This window comes from Novosphingobium sp. ES2-1, from assembly GCF_015169775.1.
In the GTDB taxonomy this organism is placed as follows: domain Bacteria; phylum Pseudomonadota; class Alphaproteobacteria; order Sphingomonadales; family Sphingomonadaceae; genus Novosphingobium; species Novosphingobium subterraneum.
In genome coordinates, this window is the sequence record NZ_CP063445.1 from 2,107,253 (window position 1) to 2,123,586 (window position 16,334).

Below are 16,334 nucleotides of genomic sequence, written 5' to 3' on the forward strand. Positions count from 1 at the left end.
GGGGCCTGTTCAGCGCGTGATAAGGAGCCGCTCCATAGTATGTCCGGCATGGACGTGAAAGCCTTGATGTTGCGCTGGGGATTTGCCGGGGTTCTGCTCCAGACGGTGGTCGCCTCGAGCGCAGTGCACGCGAGCGGCGCCGACGGCGCCGATGGATCCGACTGGGACCGCGCCCGCGCCAATCTCACCGCCAGTCAGGGTGGGCCGATGATGGCTGCTGTGGAACGATGGAAGCTGCTGTCCAGTTCCAACCGCTTCGGCTTTTCCGATTACTCGAATTTCGTGCTGTCGTATCCCGGCTTTCCCGACGAGGAGAAGCTGCGGCGCTATGCCGAGCTTTCGCTGGAGCGCGATTTTGCCGAGCCTTCGCGGCTGGTTGCCTATTTCAGCCAGAAGCCGCCGCTGACCAACCTTGGCCGCGCCCAATATGCGCTGGCGTTAACGCAGCTCGGTCGGCCCGAAGCGCGGGAAGCCGCGCGGGCGGCTTGGCGCGGTGGGGCGATGACCGATGCGGCCGAGGCCGCTCTGCTCGCCGCATGGGGCACCAGCTTCACGCCCGACGATCACGATGCGCGGATGGATGCGTTGCTGTGGTCTGGATCGACTGATCAGGCGGCACGGCAGATCGTCTGGGTCAGCCCGGCGCGCGAGGGCATCGACAGCGCGCGGCTGGCGGCGATGCAGGGGGGCGATCCCTATGGCCTGTTGGCAGGGGTTCCCGCGCAGCAGTTCAATGCCGATCCCGGTTTCATTTTTCAGCGCGTGCGCCAGTTGCGCAAATCTGGCCAGGGCGCAGCAGCGCGCGATCTGCTGTCCAACCGTCCATTGCTCTCTCGCAAGCCGCTTGATCGCGACAAATGGGTCGAGGAACTTCTGGTCAACGCGCGTGGCGCGGCGACGTCGGGCGATGCCCGCGCGGCCATGCGCATCGCAGCGGGGATCGACGATGCCTTTGCTCCTGGCGAGGATGTCAGCCAGCTCAACTATGGCCTGCGTGACGATTATACCTCGCTGATGTGGCTGGGCGGCACGCAGGGGTACTTCAATACTGGCGACTATGCGGGCGCAGCGCCGCTGTTCTGGCGCTATGGTGCGGCGGCGCGGACGCCGGGGACGCGCTCGAAGGGGTTCTACTGGGCCGGAAAGGCAGCGGCGCGGGCCGGCCGGCAGGCCGAGGCGCGGCGCTATTTCGAGATGGCGGCGCAGTATGGCGACCAGTTCTATGGGTTGCTGGCACTGGAGCGGCTGGGACGTCCGGTGCCGCAATATGCCAAGGATTCGGATGTGCAGGTCCCGGCGGACGAGCGCAGCCGGTTCTACAACCAGCCGCTGACGCTCGCCGTGCGCGAGGTGGCCCGCAATGGCGACTGGAAGACGACCGTGCGCTTCTTCAAGGAAGTGGCCGAGCAGCAGCAGACCGAAGCGCAGCACATGATGGTGGCGAACCTGGCGCGCGAGCTGGGGCGGCGCGACCTCGGCGTGATCGTCGGGCAGGCAGCGGCGGCGCGCGGCTACCTCGATTTCCAGCATATCGCTTTCCCGCTGATCCCCGTGCCGCCGGGCTATGAGAGCAAGTGGACCGGCATTCACGCGATCAGCCGCCAGGAAAGCCAGTTCGCGCAGAACGCGGTCAGCCATGCCGGCGCGCGGGGTTTGATGCAGCTGATGCCGGGCACGGCGAACGAGCAGGCGGGCAAGCTGGGCCTTTCGTACAACGCCTCGTCGCTGACGCAGGATGCGGGGTACAACATCCAGTTGGGGTCAGGCTATTTCCAGCGCATGCTCGATTACTACGGCGGCTCGTGGCCGCTGGCGGTGGCGGCCTACAACGCTGGCCCCGGCAACGTGAACAAGTTCCTGCGCGCCAATGGCGACCCCCGCAACGGCGGGATCGACTGGGTGGAATGGATCGAGAAGATCCCCCTCTCCGAAACCCGCAACTACGTCCAGCGCGTGCTGGAAAACGCGGTGGTCTATGAGGCGATGAACCCGCAATATGCGAGCTATCGGGGAAGCAATCCGATGAGCTACTTTATCGGGAAGCGGGAGCCGGGGTGAGTGCGACCTAACCCACCGTCACGTAGCGCTATTACGCAACCATTTGGCTTGGCATCCGCCCTGACGGAGATTTTCAGCGACTTCTGGGATGACGAAACTCAAGAGAACTATCTCGATGGAGATTGCACACTCCACACGGTTATGTTTGAATTTTCATCTTACTTTGTTGCGGCTTCCGCCAATCCTGCACAGCTTCAATGGCTTGCGCGGTTGATCGAGGAATGCATCGCTATCGATGACAGTCTCGAGAACGCCATTGGCACGTGCTTTCTGGAACACCTCCCCGCGATCGATCGTGAAGGGCATTTGACAAGACACTTTTCACCGGCAGTGAAGCATTACATCCGCAACAGGTGCTAAATTCTAGACAAATACCCAACTCATCGTCACCCCGGACTTAATCCGGGGTCCCGCTTTCTTCTGGCGAGCGCGTGAAAAAAGAAGCGGGATCCCGGGTCAAGCCCGGGATGACGGATAGAGGAGGCGGAAGTTTGCGGCAAACTCGACACTTGCCCTGCCGTTCCGCCCAACCCTAAAGCCATCTCATGAAACCTGACGGTCATCCCATTACCCCCGCCGGATTTGCCGCCCTGCGCGCGCGTTACGATCATCTGCTCGGCACAGAGCGCCCGGCCATTGTCGAGATCGTCTCTTGGGCTGCGGGCAATGGCGACCGTAGCGAGAACGGTGATTATCTCTATGGGCGCAAGCGGATGCGGGAGATTGATCGGGAGCTGGCGTTCCTCGCGCGGCGCATGAAGGCGGCGCGGGTGGTTGATCCCGCGCGGCAGGAAGATCGGTCGCGGGTGCTGTTCGGGGCCTGCGTCGAGATTGCGGACGAGGATGACAACCGCAAGGTGCTGACCTTGGTCGGCGATGACGAGCAGGATGCTTCGAAGGGGCTGATCGGCTGGAGCGCGCCGATTGCCAAGGCCTTGCGCGGGGCGCGGGTCGGGGATTTGCGCGTCGTGCGGTTGCCTTCGGGCGAGAAGGAGTGGGAAATCATGAGCGTTTCCTATCCCGAAGCCTAGCGCTATGAGCGTTCCCATGAAACGGGGTCGCTTCTACATCATGCGCCACGGCGAGACGGTCTATAATGCGACGCGTCGGCTGCAGGCGAACCACATCCACACGCCGCTTACGCGGCAGGGCTTCGAGCAGGCGGTGGCGATGGGCTGCGCGCTGCGGGCCGAACTGGGCGAGCGACCACAAGTGACGCTGCATATCTCCGACACCGGGCGCGCCTTGCAGACGGCGGCGCTGATTGCCGAGGAACTGGGGCTAGACTGGTTCGCCGGGCAGCGGACGATGGATCTCAAGGAGATCGACATGGGATCGTGGTGCGGCCGATCCTACAGTGATGTCGAGGACGAGGTCGGCCCGATCGTGATCGAAGACCACCTGCTGCGTCCGGCGCCCGATGGCGAGGACTACCCGATGATTGCGGCGCGGCTGAACCGCTGGCTCGAGGGGTTGACCGCCGAGAGCGGCGATCACATCGTCGTGATGCACGGCATCTCCAGCCGCGTGTTGCGCGGGATCATGGCGGGCTATCCGGTGCATCCCCTTCACGGCGCACCAATTGCGCCGTCGCTCGTGCAAGGTTCAATTGCGCTGATCCAGGACGGCGAAGAATCGGTCCTGTTCGGCTCGGAACGCGGGATCGAGCACGCCTGATGGGCGATGTCGTCAATCTCCGAGCAGCGCGCAAGGCCAAGGCGCGGGTTTCGCGCGAGGTTGAGGCGCAGGCCAACCGGGCCAAGTTCGGGCGGACCAAGGGCGAAAAGCCGCGCGAGGCGCAAGAAGCGGAACGAGCAGCAAGACAGCTCGATGGCGCGAAACGGGAGGAGCCGTGAGGCGGCTGCTGGTTCTGGCAGCACTGGTGCTTGGCGGGACCGCCGTCGCGCGCGACAGCTTGGGCGTGTTCGGCACTTGGGGCGCGTTTCGCGATCCGGGTGTGCCGCGCTGTTATGCGATTGCCATGGCGGAGAAGGTCAACGGGCGGGAGCAGACTTTCCAGCCCTACTTCACCGTGGGCTACTGGCCCAAGCGCGGCATTCGCGGTGCAGTGCATTTGCGCCTTGCAAGGCGCCTGGCGCCGGGGTCGTCGGTCAACGTCTCGTTTCCCGAAGCCAACTTCACGCTGCAGGCGGGACAGGCCGATGCCTGGCCGATGGACCAGCGCGCCAACGCCGGGATCGTAGCCGCCTTGCGCAGCGCGCCGCGCGTGGTGGTGACGGCGCAAGGGGCAGACGGACGGAAGTTCCGCGATGTATACACGCTTGGCGGTGCAGCCTCTGCCATGGATGCCGCGGCGTTGGGGTGTGCCGGATAGGAAAAGGGCGAGCCTTGGCGGCCCGCCCTTCCCTTTGTCTTCAAGCTTGACGCTTAGAAGCGGATGCCGACGCCAGCAGTCACCGAGTGACGGTCGGTGTCGATGTTGAAGCGGCTCGAGTCCGGCGTGTCGCCGTTGAAGTCGAATTCGCCTTCGCTGTAGTTGGCGTACTTGTATTCGAGCTTCACGAAGGCGTTGGTACCGATGTTCTGCTCGACGCCCGCGCCGACGCGATAGCCATCGGTGTCGAGGCGCTGGCGCAGATTGGTCGTGCCGTTCGTGCCCTGCAGGTTGTAACGGGCGTTGCTGTAACCACCCTTGACGTAGACCATGGTGCTCGGGCTCATCGCGTAACCAAGACGGGCGCCGACATAGTACTGGCGACCGGCTTCGACGCGGCCAAGATTGAACACGTTCGGCTGGTCGTTATTGTTGTCCCAGCTGGCGCTGCTGTCGGTGATTTCGGCTTCGGCGCCGGCGACCAGGTTGGTGCCTAGCGGGATATCGTAACCGATGGCGGCACCGTATTCGACGCCGTCGATCGACTGCTTCAGATCACGGTCGCCGTCGACGTCCTCAGTGCTGCCCGAGCGGTTGTGGTCGTAGCCGACGAGAGCTTCAGCGCGGAAGCCGCTGAACGCCTCGGCAGGGGTAGCGTCCTGCGCGTACGCAGGGGCGGCGGCGATGGCGGTGCCGGCGGCGAGAATTGCGCAGATCTTCTTCATGTCTCACTCCATTCGAAAACTTCCTGCCGGTCCTGTTGTCGTTGCGACCCGACAGTGACCGGTGGAATGAGTGGAACTGCATCCGGTTTCCTGAACCTCACACAACAGGAAACCGTGACATTTCAGACACATAAAATTCGATGAAGTGCAGCACACGGGCGATGAAATACTGGAACACCGACGCCCCCAAGGCGTTCGCGCGAGCCTTCGGTTTGCGCCCGGGGCCTCGAATCACTATATGCGCGCGATGCAGAGCCAGATCGATCCCAGCCCCTCGCTTCCCGCCAACATGCCCATCGCCGGGCACGTTGATCCCGTTCCGGTGCCGCGCGAGGTGACGCCGCGCGAGGATGGACGGGTGGACCTCATCGGCCTGCCGAAGAAGCAGATCGCCTCGCTATTCGAAGCCGCGGGTCTTGATGCCAAGGCGGCCAAGCTGCGCGCGAAGCAGGTGTTTCACTGGCTTTATCATCGCGGCGTGACCGACTTCGAAGCGATGACCGACATCGCCAAGACGATGCGTCCATGGCTGGCGGAGCGCTTCGTCATCGGCCGCCCCGATATTGTCGAGGCGCAGGTTTCGACCGATGGCACGCGCAAGTGGCTGCTGCGCACGGCAGACAAGCACGATTTCGAGATGGTGTTCATCCCCGATGCGGATCGCGGCACGCTTTGCGTTTCGAGCCAGGTCGGCTGCACGCTCAACTGCCGCTTCTGCCACACTGGCACGATGCGCCTGGTGCGCAACCTGACACCGGGCGAGATCGTCGGCCAGGTCATGCTCGCGCGCGATGCGCTGGGCGAATGGCCCAAGGCTGGCGGTACGATGGCGGGGCTCGACTTCGACGATGAGGACGAGGAAGCTGCCAGCGCCTACACCCCCGATGGTCGCCTGCTGACGAACATCGTGATGATGGGCATGGGGGAGCCGCTCTACAATTTCGACAATGTGCGCGATGCGCTCAAGCTGGTCATGGACGGTGACGGGCTTGCCCTGTCGAAGCGTCGCATCACGCTCTCGACCAGCGGCGTCGTGCCGATGATGGAGCGCTGCGGCGAGGAGATCGGGGTGAACCTCGCGGTCTCTCTCCACGCGGTGACCAAGGACGTGCGCGACGAGATCGTGCCGATCAACCGCAAGTACGGCATCAACGAACTGCTGCAGGCCTGCTCCGACTATCCCGGCGCTTCGAACGCCCGCCGCATCACCTTCGAGTACGTGATGCTCAAGGACAAGAACGACAGCGACGATGACGCGCGCGAACTGGTGCGCCTGATCCGTCAGTACAAGTTGCCGGCCAAGGTCAACCTGATCCCTTTCAACCCCTGGCCCGGCGCACCCTACGAGTGCTCCAGCCCGGAGCGGATCAAAAGCTTCGCGAACATCGTGTTCGAAGCAGGGATCAGCGCACCGGTGCGCACGCCACGCGGGCGCGACATCGACGCAGCTTGCGGGCAGTTGAAGACGGCAGCGGAGAAGAAGAGCCGCGCCGAACTCGACCGTCTTGCTGAAGAGAAGATGGCCGCGCTCGGTTGAGCAGTCATCCCACCTTGCGCTGAACGACCGGTTCGGGCTCGTTTCTGACCGGCGGAATGCCCGATACGGCAGCGATGCGCCCGCCCTCGTCGAGCCGCAGCGGCATGGAGAATTCCACGCCCATGCGGTCATCGCTTGACCAGCGGCAGGTTGCCGTAACCACGTGGTTCTCTGCCAACAGCACCCGGAAGATCGTTCCCGGAGGCACGTTCCACAAGCCTTCGATCAGCGCCCCGGTCTGGCTGATATTGCGGACCATCGCGTTGTAGCGATGGCCGCCGTGATCGAGCACGACCTTGCGCAGCATGGACTGGCGCGCGGCGCGCGCGGAACGTGGCCCTTGCGCGATAGCCATGAGGCCGGTCGAAAGACGGGCAGCGGCGTTCATCGCCGACAGCGGACGCTCGTAGATATAGCCCTGCACGTGGCTGCAGCCGAGCATGCGGACCAGATCCAGTTCGTCCAGCGTCTCGACACCTTCGGCCGTCGTTTCCATGCCCAGTGCCTCGGCAAGGCTGACGATCGAGGCGATGATCGCGCCGTTGCGGCTGCCGGGTTGCGTCGCGCCGCGCACGAAGCTCTGGTCGATCTTGATCTTGTCGAACGGCGCAGACCGCAAGTAGCCGAGCGAGGAATAGCCTGTGCCGAAATCGTCCAGCGCCAGGCGCACGCCGATGGCTTTCAACGACTTGAACATCTGGTCGGTGCCCTCGTCGTCATTGAGGAACACGCTTTCGGTGATCTCCAGTTCGAGGCGTTCTGCTGCCACCTGCGAACTTGCCAGCGCGTTGGTGACGATCACTGGAAGCGACGGATTGGCGAACTGTAGCGGTGACACGTTTACGGCTACGCGCACGTTATCGGGCCAGCGCGCCAAGTCCTGACAAGCGGTGCGCAGCGCCCACTCGCCAATCGGCGCAATCAGACCGGTATCTTCTGCGATGGGTATGAACCGGCTCGGGCTGATCCAGCCGTGCTCGGGATGGTTCCAGCGCAGCAGCGCCTCGAATCCGGTAATCTTCTCGGTCGCTGTCTGCACGACTGGCTGATAGTAAAGCTCAAGACCACCATTCGAGACCGCATCGCGCAGGTCTTCTTCCATCTGGCGGCGCTCTTCGGCATCGCTGTGCAGGTCCGGCGCATAGAAGTGGAACCGTCCGCGACCGCCATCCTTGGCTGCATAAAGCGCCAGGTCGGCATTGCGGATCAGCGCCTCGCTGGTCACGCCATCGTCCGGCGCCAGCGCGATGCCGACCGAGGCGCCGATCATCACGCGGCTGCCCTCGATTGAGTACGGTTGCGACAGGCTCTCGATGATGCGCTGGGCCAGATGGCCAAGTTGCTCGCGCTCGATCTTGCCAGGCAAAATCACCTGGAATTCATCGCCACCGAGGCGGCCGACACGGCCCATCTTGCCCACGACCCGCTCCAGACGCTGCGCGACCTGCTTGAGCAGCGCATCGCCGGCGGGATGGCCTAGCGTATCGTTCACCTGCTTGAAGCGATCAAGGTCGAGCAGGAAGACCGTGCAGGCGCGCTGATGCAGTTGCGGAGCGAGAAGGATCTTCTCCAGCGTCTGCGACATGCGGAAGCGGTTGGACAAGCCTGTCAGCGAATCAAAGTGCGCCAACCGCGAAGCATGCTCCTGCGAACGACGCTTTTCGGTAAGGTCCGTGCCCGAGCCGCGGAAACCGGTGAAGTTGTTGAACGTGTCGTAGGTCGGCCGGCCGGTAATCGACCACCAGCGTTCCTCTTCCGCTGTCGCTGCCCGCACCGCAAGTTCGCCGAAGCTGGATCGCGCGGAGAGGTGAAAGGCCAGCGTACGTTCGCCTTCGCCCGATTGCTCGGACAGGTTGAACAGCTCGGCAAAGGGACGGCCGATCAGATCGTCGACCTTGCGACCGAGAATCTCGGCAACGGGTGTGGAAAGATATGTCAGCTGACCACGACGATCAGTTTCCCAGAACCAGCCCTGCCCCGTCTCTTCATAATCGGAAAGAATTTCCTGTGCGCGGGTGGAAGCGCGCTGGTCGTTCTCCAGCTTCTCGCGAAGCAGCAGGTCGATCTTGCGCTGGTGCAGGTAGGCTGCGACGGCAATCGCAACACCTACCAGCAAAGAGAAGTAGCCGCCGAACGTGCTGGCTACGCAGGTGACACCCGACCACACGGAGATCTGAGCCGCCAGTACGCCCACCAACCGGCCCGAGAGCACCACTGTCGCCAGCAACGAAACAGTTGCCACTGCGACGAGGCAGTAGAACCAATCGATCTGACCCGAAGTGCCCCAGACGCCCATGGCAGAGCCAAACAGAAACATGGGCAAGGCAACTGCCACGCCCATCAGCGCCATCCGCTGCCCGGTCTCCATCTCGCTTTGCGCTTCACGGCGCACCGCGAGCTTCGAAAGGTGCGCCGCAATAGCGGCGACAACCGCCAAGAGTGCTGCAAGCGGGTTCGGGATTACCAGGTTGAAACCGGCAACCAGCAGCGGAAGCACCAGCATGACATAGGCCATTTGCGGCCATTCCGGCGCTATCAGGCGGTTCGCCGAATCGCTGCCAAACAGAAAACTGGCCCCTGCTTCGGGCGCTGCCGGGACGACAGGACGCTCGCGCCGGCGCGTACGCGCGAAGTCGCGCGTGGCAGTTTGCCTGTTTGGTTGAGTTTCAGCGTCTCCCGGCATGCCGCGTGTTTGCACGACGGTGCTTTGAGAAAGCGTTAAGCGATCCGCATTCGTGTACTTTTGCTGCGAGTGCGAAGGTGCTAGTCAGCGGCTGTAGCGTGGGGTCATAGTGAACAGTACACCGAAACAATCAAAGATCGGCGTTGCCGGACGTCGTCTCAACATTGCGCGCTGGCACGAAGGGGCCGGAAGAGGCCAATTTCGCCCTCTGCTCATGCTCAACGGTATCGGCATGAACCTCGAACTGCTTGCCCCCGTCGCCCGGGCGCTGCCAGAGCGCGAGGTGATCTGCTTCGACATGCCGGGCATCGGTGGCTCGCCCGATCCAGTACTGCCCTATACGATTCCGAGCATGGCGCTAACCACGGCGTCGCTGCTCGATCTTCTGGGCATCGAACAGGTCGATATCCTCGGGATCAGTTGGGGCGGCGCGCTGACCCAGCAATTCGCCTTCCAGCACCGCGCACGGACCGGGCGGATCGTTCTTGCGGCCACGGCATCCGGCGGCGCGACCATGGTGCCCGGCAATAGCTCCATGCTCGCCCACCTGTCCGATCCACGTGAGTACACGGTAGAGCGGACACTGCGCCGAAACCTCGCCTCGATCTATAATGGTGGGGGCAGCGGAAAGGTCTCGCTCAATGCGGCCAAGGCGCCCTCGCCGCTTGGCTTCTCATATCAGATGATGGCGTTTGCGACATGGAGCAGCGTGCCGTTCCTGCCGCTTCTGTCCATGCCGGTGATGATCATGGCCGACGAGGAGGACCAGCTGGTTCCGGCCTCTAATGCCCATTTCCTTCACAATGCCATTCCCCACAGCCGGATCGAGATGTTCCACGGCGGTGGTCACCTGTTCATGCTGTCCCAGCGTGACCGCTTCATCGAAAAGCTGCGCGCCTTCCTGGACGAGGATATCCACCGCGGCTGATCGTGAACCTCGCTGGCCCGCTTTCCTTTTGCTGTCTTGACGATAGCATCGAAGAAAGACTCGAAAGGCTGAGGAGAGGCCATGCGGCATATCGCGATCGTCGGTTCGGGACCGGCCGGGTACTACACCGCGGAAGCCGCGCAAAAGCAGTGGGGCGATGACGTCCGCATCGACATCTTCGACATGCTGCCGGTGCCCTACGGCCTCATTCGCTTCGGGGTCGCGCCGGATCACCAGTCGATCAAGGGCGTAACCCGGCGCTATGAACAGACCGCGCTTGCCGACAACGTGCGCTTCGTCGGTAACGTCAAGGTTGGCCAGGACGTCTCGATTGCCGAACTGCAGGGCCTGTACGACGCGGTCGTGCTTGCCACTGGCGCGCCACGTGACAAGGACATCGGCGTTCCGGGCGACCATCTGAAAAACGTCTTCGGCAGCGCGGCCTTTGTCGGATGGTACAATGGCCACCCGGAATTCGCCGCGCTCGATCCCGATTTGTCCGGCCACACCGCCGTAGTCATCGGCATGGGCAACGTCGCACTCGACGTGACGCGCATCCTTTCCAAGACGCGCGAGGAGTTTGCCGGAAGCGACATCGTGGCGCACGCGCTTGAACGGCTGATGGCCTCGAAGATCAAGCGAATTGTCATTCTCGGGCGGCGCGGACCTCACCAGATCATGATGACGCCCAAGGAACTGGGTGAGCTTGGCCACCTTTCCCGAACCGCCCCGTGGGTGGATCCGCGCGACTTGCCCGAAGAAGTGGAAGACGCGCTGCTTGAACCGGGCATCCGCAAGTCCGTGACACATTTGCGCTCTTTCGCGGCCATCCCGGAAAGCCATCGCGCCGACCTTCCGCTGGAGGTGGAATTCGATTTCTTCGCCTCGCCCCGGGGGCTGATGGGCGAAGGCCAGGTGCAGGCGATTTCCGTTGAGCGCACGCGTATCGAGGCGGGCCGCGCGGTCGGCACAGGCGAGTTCTACGAGATACCGGCGAACCTGGTGATCTCGTGCATCGGCTACCAGACTTCGCCGATCGAAGGCGTGCCCTTCGATGATCGCGCCGGCCGCTTTGCCAATGACGAAGGGCGCATCCTCCCCGGCCTTTATTGCGCGGGCTGGGCGCGGCGGGGGCCTTCGGGCACGATCGGTACCAACCGTCCGGATGGCTTCGGCATCGTCGAAATGATCGCTGAGGACTTTCCCCAGAGCCAACGCAAGACCGGGCGCGTTGGCTTCGATGCCCTCGCAGCGGCCCGCAAGCTGGACGTGGTCAGCTTCGACGACTGGAAGAAGATTGAGGAAGCCGAAACGTTGCGCGCACGGGACGATGCTCCGCGCGAGAAATTCGTGGACGTCGAAGAGATGATTAGGGCCAGCGGCCATGATTGATGCAACGCTCCGCCCGCATAGTTGACCGTCGGGCAAACCTCTGACTTAATCGCCCGGTTAACGCGACAGGCGACCAGCTTGAGTCGGCCTGCGCGGGGAGAAGGAGCCAGCTTATGCCAGCCTATGACCTGATCATCCGCAATGGAACGATCGTCGACGGAACCGGCGCGCCGCGCTTTACCGGCGACGTTGCCGTGAAGAATGGCCTCATTGCCGCCGTCGGCACTGTGCGCGGCGATGCTGCCGAGGAGATCGATGCCACCGGCCGTGTCGTTGCGCCGGGGTGGGTGGACGTACACACGCACTACGATGGTCAGGCGACTTGGGACGCCGAAATGGCGCCTTCTTCCTGGCATGGTGTGACCACCGTGGTCATGGGCAACTGCGGCGTCGGCTTCGCCCCCGCCGCGCCTGATCGCCACGATTGGCTGATCGGCCTGATGGAAGGCGTGGAAGACATTCCGGGCACTGCGCTGGCCGAGGGCATGACCTGGGACTGGGAGACTTTCCCCGAGTACCTCGATGCGCTGGAGAAGATGCCGCGCGCGGTCGATATCGGCACGCACGTGCCGCACGGGGCGGTACGCGCATATGTGCTGGGTGATCGCGAGAAACCGGGTGCAATCCCGACCGAGGACGACATCCGCAAGATGGCAGAGATCGTCGAGGAAGGTGTCCGTGCCGGCGCGCTCGGCTTTTCGACCAGCCGCACGGTGATCCACAAGTCGGTCGACGGTGAAGTGGTCCCCGGCACCACGGCCACGGCGGAAGAGCTGATCGAGATCGGGCGCGCGATGGGCCGTGTTGGCCATGGCGTGTTCGAAATGGCTTCCGACATGCGCCGCGAATGGGATGAATTCGGCTGGATGGGGGCGCTCAGCCGTGAGACCGGGCTGCCCGTCACCTATGCGGCGCTGCAGTCCATCGCCAAGGAAATGCCGCTCGAGGAACAGATTGCGGAAATGCGCCGCCAGAACGCGCAAGGGGCAAACATCGTCGCCCAGATCGCTCTGCGCGGAAACGGCGTGATCATGGCCTGGCAGGGCACGATCCACCCCTTCCGCTTCCGGCCAAGCTATGTGGCGATTGCCGACCTGCCATGGAAAGAGCAACTCGCCCACCTCAAGGACCCGGCCTTCCGCGAGAAAGTCCTGTCCGAAGCAAACGAGTACCCGGAAAGCGACATCATCGGCCTGCTGATGATGATCTCGCAAGGCTGGCACAACCAATTCATCATGGACGACGGCTTCGATTACGAGCCGCAGGCCGAAGCCAGCGTGCTCGCCCGTGCAAAGTCGGCAGGCGTTGCGCCGGACGCCTATGCTTACGACAAGCTGATGGAGAATGACGGAACCGGCTTCATCTACCTGCCGATCCTGAATTACGCCGATGGCAACCTCGATTTCCTGGAGGCATTGCAAGCATCCGAAGATACCGTGAACTCGCTCTCCGATGGCGGAGCGCATTGCGGAACGATCTGCGACGCGGCCAGTCCGACGTTCATGCTACAGCATTGGGTCCGGGATCGCCAGCGTGGCGGCAGGATCAGCCTGGAACATGCCGTGAAGCGCCAGTGCCACGACACGGCGAGGCTCTACGGGCTGGACGATCGCGGCATATTGGCACCGGGATACCTGGCCGATATCAACATCATCGACTTCGACAACATCAAGTTGCTCAAGCCTTGGTTGGCGTTTGACCTGCCTGCGGGCGGCAAGCGCCTGCTTCAGAAAGCCGAGGGGTATGACTACACCATCAAGGGCGGCAAGGTGACGTTCCGCAAGGGAGAATGGACCGGGGCGACGCCGGGCGTGCTGATCCGCGGCCCGCAGCGGGCGGATCTGCTCGAAGCAGCAGAATGACGCAAGCAGGCCCGCCCCTTCATTCGGGGGCGGGCCTGCCGGCTTTCACGTTAATTCAGGCAGCGTTGCGGAACGTTGCATTCGCAGAATGGCCGAAGTTGCCCTCAAGCCTGAATTGCGAAACCAGCGAAGACAGGCGGTTGGCCTCGCCCGCAAGGCTTCGTGCCGCTGCCGTGGCTTCCTCGACCATCGCAGCGTTTTGCTGGGTCATGGTGTCCATCTCACGCACGGTCTCGCGAACCTGGCCAATGCTGCCAGCCTGATCCTGCGCCATCGCGGCGATGCTGCTGGCAAGCTGGGCGACATGGCCGACCTGCTCCACGATAAGGGCAAAGGTATCCCCGGTCTGCCCCACAAGGCTCACCCCGCGCTCTACCTGCGTCGAACTGGCCGTTATCAGGTGCTTGATATCCCGGGCGGCGTCTGCAGTGCGCTGCGCCAGCGCGCGAACCTCGGTGGCCACGACCGCGAACCCCCGGCCAGCATCTCCGGCACGGGCCGCCTCTACGCCCGCGTTCAACGCAAGCAGGTTTGTCTGGAACGCGATGCCATCGATGACAGAAATGATCTTGCCGATCTCCTGCGCCGAATTGTGAATATCGTTCATGGCCTGGACCGCTTCGCTGACGACTTCGCCGCCGCGCATCGCCTCGACATGCGCCTGCTGCACCGAATCGTGCATGTGCGCCGCATCGCCTGCCGTCGTATTGACGGTTGAGGCCAGCGCAGTGACCGCCGCCGATGCTTCCTCCAGGCTCGCCGCCTGCTGTTCGGTACGGCGCGCCAGATCGTCGGAAGCCTGGCGGATCTGCTTGGCCCCGACGTCAACCGAGCCGGATGTGTCGGCCACGTTGCGCAACACGCCTGAAACCTGGACCCGCATGCCGTCGAGATGCTTCTGCAGTTCCGCAAACGCGGTTGGCAAATCCGGCACCGGAGTGGCAAAATCACCTTCCGCCATCGCGCGCAAGGTTGCGCTCACTTCGTCGATGACCGCAACTCGCGCAGCTTCCTCGGCCTTGAAGTACGTCGAAAGCGCCACCTCCATGTCCAGCAGCGCCATCTTGATCATGGAACCGACAGACTTGGCCACCTGCCGCCGACGGAAGATTGCCGTGAAGCCTGTGAACATCTTGTTTACGATGTTCTCGAGCACGGAGGCATAGGCGCCAATATACCAGCCCGGCTCAAGTCCGATCCGGGCATGCACGTTGCCAATCCGCTCCGCGCTGTCGAAATAGGCTTTGTCGACAGAGCCGCCAAACATCCCGGCCCAATGCTCGATCTGCTTGTCGCGAGCATGGTTCATCGCAGCGCGCGAACCGAAGAAGCGGGATGTCTCCGGGGTTGCGGAAATCTGGTCGTAAAGATTGTCCAGTGCAGGCGGTGCGTGCTTGCGCAACGCCGATGCGATCTCAGGGAAGCGGGCCAGATCCTCGCTGCCGATGTTAAAGAAAGCCAGCTTCTTGGCCACCGCCTGGGGATCGTGGGAACTCTGCATGCTCGATACTCCTGTTCGAGCACGCTATTCTACCTTGCAATTCAAATACGGTAATTGGCACTACAGTGGCACTACCAGAGGCAAAACTTACTTTCGTTAACCCAACATCGTGTCTTGTAACGATGGTGATCAGACCGGTGCCGGCCGCCGGTCCGTGCATCGCACGGACCGTAGTAGCATCAGACGCGCATCGGCATCAGCACATAAAGCGCAGGTGACTTATCATCGCGGCGGATGAGCGTCGGCGCTCCGGCATCGGCAAGGTGCAGTTCGACCGTGTCGCCGTCGATCTGGCTGAGGATGTCCTTCAGATAATTGGCGTTGAAGCCGATCTCGAAGCCGGAGGCAGCATAGCTTGCCGGGAGTTCTTCGGCAGCAGTGCCGTTGTCCGGACTGGTGACCGAAAGCGTCACGCGGTCATTCTCCAAGGCCATCTTCACGGCGCGGGTCTTCTCGGTGGCGATCGTCGCCACGCGATCGACGCCTTCGAAGAACGAGCGCGGATCAAGCTTGAGCAGCTTGTCGTTGCCGGTCGGGATGACTCGGCTATAATCCGGGAAGGTGCCGTCGATCAGCTTGCTGGTGAGCACTACGCCGTTTTCACCGCCAAGGGTGAAGCGGACCTTGCTGGCGGAAAGGTCGATCAGCACGGCCGAATCGAGCACTTCTTCCAGCAGCTTGCGCAGCTCGCCCACGCATTTGCGCGGCACGATCACGTCGGGCATGCCCTCTGCGCCTTCGGGGCGAGCGATGGTGAAGCGGGCAAGGCGGTGGCCATCGGTGGCGGCGGCCTTGAGCACGGGCTGCGCATCGTCCGAAACGTGGAGGAAGATACCGTTGAGGTAATAGCGCGTCTCTTCGGTCGAGATCGCAAAGCGGGTGCGGTCGATCAGTTCGGCCAGCGTGCGCGCGGGAACTTCGAAGCTGGTGGGCAAGTCACCCTCGACGATCACCGGGAAATCATCGCGCGGCAGCGTCGGCAGTTGGAAGCGGCTGCGGCCAGCCTTCACGATCATGCGATTGTCCGACGTCTCAAGGCTGACCTGCGAGCCATCCGGCAACTTGCGCGCGATATCGAACAGCAGGTGCGCCGAAACGGTAATGGCCCCCGGGCTCTCGACCGAGACGGCAGCCATGGTCTCGACGATCTGGAGATCGAGGTCGGTCGCCATCAGACGGACCGTGTTGTCGGGCGCGGCCTCGATCAGCACGTTGGACAGGATCGGAATCGTGTTCCGGCGCTCGACCACCGACTGGACGTGGGACAGGCAGCGCAGGAGCGTCGCGCGTTCGATCGTCGCCTTCATTCTCGT

The 16,334-nt window shown here is 63.0% G+C and carries 14 protein-coding genes; 10 read left to right on the top strand and 4 right to left on the bottom strand.

What is annotated here, in order from left to right; all coding sequences use genetic code 11:
• Positions 1–39: 39 nt before the first annotated feature.
• From IM701_RS10175 to IM701_RS10200, 6 genes are all read left to right on the top strand, one after another.
• Positions 40–2,058, top strand: coding sequence for a lytic transglycosylase domain-containing protein (locus tag IM701_RS10175; RefSeq protein WP_193826883.1), 2,019 nt, complete (start codon positions 40–42; stop codon positions 2,056–2,058).
• Positions 2,059–2,106: 48 nt separating this feature from the next.
• Positions 2,107–2,418, top strand: a complete 312-nt coding sequence (locus tag IM701_RS10180) for a hypothetical protein (protein WP_193826884.1) — start codon at positions 2,107–2,109, stop codon at positions 2,416–2,418.
• A 185-nt stretch (positions 2,419–2,603) separates the two neighbouring features.
• Complete coding sequence (gene greB, locus IM701_RS10185) at positions 2,604–3,089, top strand: transcription elongation factor GreB (RefSeq protein WP_039334807.1); 486 nt, start codon at positions 2,604–2,606, stop codon at positions 3,087–3,089.
• A 16-nt stretch (positions 3,090–3,105) separates the two neighbouring features.
• Entirely contained in the window at positions 3,106–3,735 is a 630-nt protein-coding gene (locus IM701_RS10190) for a phosphoglycerate mutase family protein (RefSeq protein ID WP_193826885.1), read from the top strand.
• Positions 3,735–3,914, top strand: coding sequence for a DUF4169 family protein (locus tag IM701_RS10195; RefSeq protein WP_193826886.1), 180 nt, complete (start codon positions 3,735–3,737; stop codon positions 3,912–3,914). The genes IM701_RS10190 and IM701_RS10195 overlap by 1 nt, the downstream gene beginning before the upstream one ends.
• The gene (locus tag IM701_RS10200; RefSeq protein WP_193826887.1) at positions 3,911–4,393 is read left to right on the top strand and encodes a hypothetical protein; all 483 of its coding nucleotides are present in this window, start codon (positions 3,911–3,913) and stop codon (positions 4,391–4,393) included. The genes IM701_RS10195 and IM701_RS10200 overlap by 4 nt, the downstream gene beginning before the upstream one ends.
• Before the next feature lie 53 nt (positions 4,394–4,446).
• Here IM701_RS10200 and IM701_RS10205 read toward each other — a convergent pair whose 3' ends face one another.
• Positions 4,447–5,118 (bottom strand): outer membrane protein, encoded by a 672-nt coding sequence (locus IM701_RS10205; RefSeq protein ID WP_062342626.1) that lies wholly within the window; start codon positions 5,116–5,118, stop codon positions 4,447–4,449.
• A 238-nt stretch (positions 5,119–5,356) separates the two neighbouring features.
• Here IM701_RS10205 and rlmN point away from each other — a divergent pair, with 238 nt between their 5' ends.
• Positions 5,357–6,655: a 23S rRNA (adenine(2503)-C(2))-methyltransferase RlmN gene (gene rlmN / locus IM701_RS10210; protein ID WP_193826888.1), complete on the top strand. Its 1,299-nt coding sequence runs from the start codon at positions 5,357–5,359 to the stop codon at positions 6,653–6,655.
• A 4-nt stretch (positions 6,656–6,659) separates the two neighbouring features.
• Here the strand turns inward: rlmN and IM701_RS10215 are convergent, their stop codons facing one another.
• Positions 6,660–9,338, bottom strand: coding sequence for an EAL domain-containing protein (locus tag IM701_RS10215; RefSeq protein ID WP_193826889.1), 2,679 nt, complete (start codon positions 9,336–9,338; stop codon positions 6,660–6,662).
• Between the two features lie 109 nt (positions 9,339–9,447).
• Between IM701_RS10215 and IM701_RS10220 the strand changes: the two genes are divergently transcribed.
• The 3 genes from IM701_RS10220 to IM701_RS10230 all read left to right on the top strand — a co-directional run bounded on the left by IM701_RS10220 (position 9,448) and on the right by IM701_RS10230 (position 13,520).
• Entirely contained in the window at positions 9,448–10,266 is an 819-nt protein-coding gene (locus IM701_RS10220) for an alpha/beta fold hydrolase (protein ID WP_230487662.1), read from the top strand.
• Positions 10,267–10,347: 81 nt separating this feature from the next.
• Positions 10,348–11,658, top strand: a complete 1,311-nt coding sequence (locus tag IM701_RS10225) for an FAD-dependent oxidoreductase (protein WP_193826890.1) — start codon at positions 10,348–10,350, stop codon at positions 11,656–11,658.
• A gap of 113 nt (positions 11,659–11,771) precedes the next feature.
• Positions 11,772–13,520, top strand: a complete 1,749-nt coding sequence (locus IM701_RS10230; RefSeq protein WP_193826891.1) for an amidohydrolase family protein — start codon at positions 11,772–11,774, stop codon at positions 13,518–13,520.
• 55 nt (positions 13,521–13,575) lie between these two features.
• On the opposite strand, the gene IM701_RS10235 is transcribed toward IM701_RS10230, so the two are convergent.
• Together IM701_RS10235 and dnaN are read right to left on the bottom strand one after the other, a co-directional pair.
• The gene (locus IM701_RS10235) at positions 13,576–15,021 is read right to left on the bottom strand and encodes a globin-coupled sensor protein (protein WP_193826892.1); all 1,446 of its coding nucleotides are present in this window, start codon (positions 15,019–15,021) and stop codon (positions 13,576–13,578) included.
• Positions 15,022–15,200: 179 nt separating this feature from the next.
• Entirely contained in the window at positions 15,201–16,328 is a 1,128-nt protein-coding gene (gene dnaN / locus IM701_RS10240) for a DNA polymerase III subunit beta (protein WP_062343443.1), read from the bottom strand.
• Positions 16,329–16,334: the final 6 nt, after the last annotated feature.

Excerpts from the sequence above, each read along its gene's own strand:
- IM701_RS10175 (WP_193826883.1), top strand. The coding sequence starts at position 40 with ATGTCCGGCATGGACGTGAAAGCCTTGATGTTGCGCTGGGGATTTGCC.
- greB (WP_039334807.1), top strand. The coding sequence starts at position 2,604 with ATGAAACCTGACGGTCATCCCATTACCCCCGCCGGATTTGCCGCCCTG.
- IM701_RS10190 (WP_193826885.1), top strand. The coding sequence starts at position 3,106 with ATGAAACGGGGTCGCTTCTACATCATGCGCCACGGCGAGACGGTCTAT.
- IM701_RS10195 (WP_193826886.1), top strand. The coding sequence starts at position 3,735 with ATGGGCGATGTCGTCAATCTCCGAGCAGCGCGCAAGGCCAAGGCGCGG.
- IM701_RS10205 (WP_062342626.1), bottom strand. The coding sequence starts at position 5,118 with ATGAAGAAGATCTGCGCAATTCTCGCCGCCGGCACCGCCATCGCCGCC.
- rlmN (WP_193826888.1), top strand. The coding sequence starts at position 5,357 with ATGCGCGCGATGCAGAGCCAGATCGATCCCAGCCCCTCGCTTCCCGCC.
- IM701_RS10215 (WP_193826889.1), bottom strand. The coding sequence starts at position 9,338 with ATGCCGGGAGACGCTGAAACTCAACCAAACAGGCAAACTGCCACGCGC.
- IM701_RS10225 (WP_193826890.1), top strand. The coding sequence starts at position 10,348 with ATGCGGCATATCGCGATCGTCGGTTCGGGACCGGCCGGGTACTACACC.
- IM701_RS10230 (WP_193826891.1), top strand. The coding sequence starts at position 11,772 with ATGCCAGCCTATGACCTGATCATCCGCAATGGAACGATCGTCGACGGA.
- IM701_RS10235 (WP_193826892.1), bottom strand. The coding sequence starts at position 15,021 with ATGCAGAGTTCCCACGATCCCCAGGCGGTGGCCAAGAAGCTGGCTTTC.
- dnaN (WP_062343443.1), bottom strand. The coding sequence starts at position 16,328 with ATGAAGGCGACGATCGAACGCGCGACGCTCCTGCGCTGCCTGTCCCAC.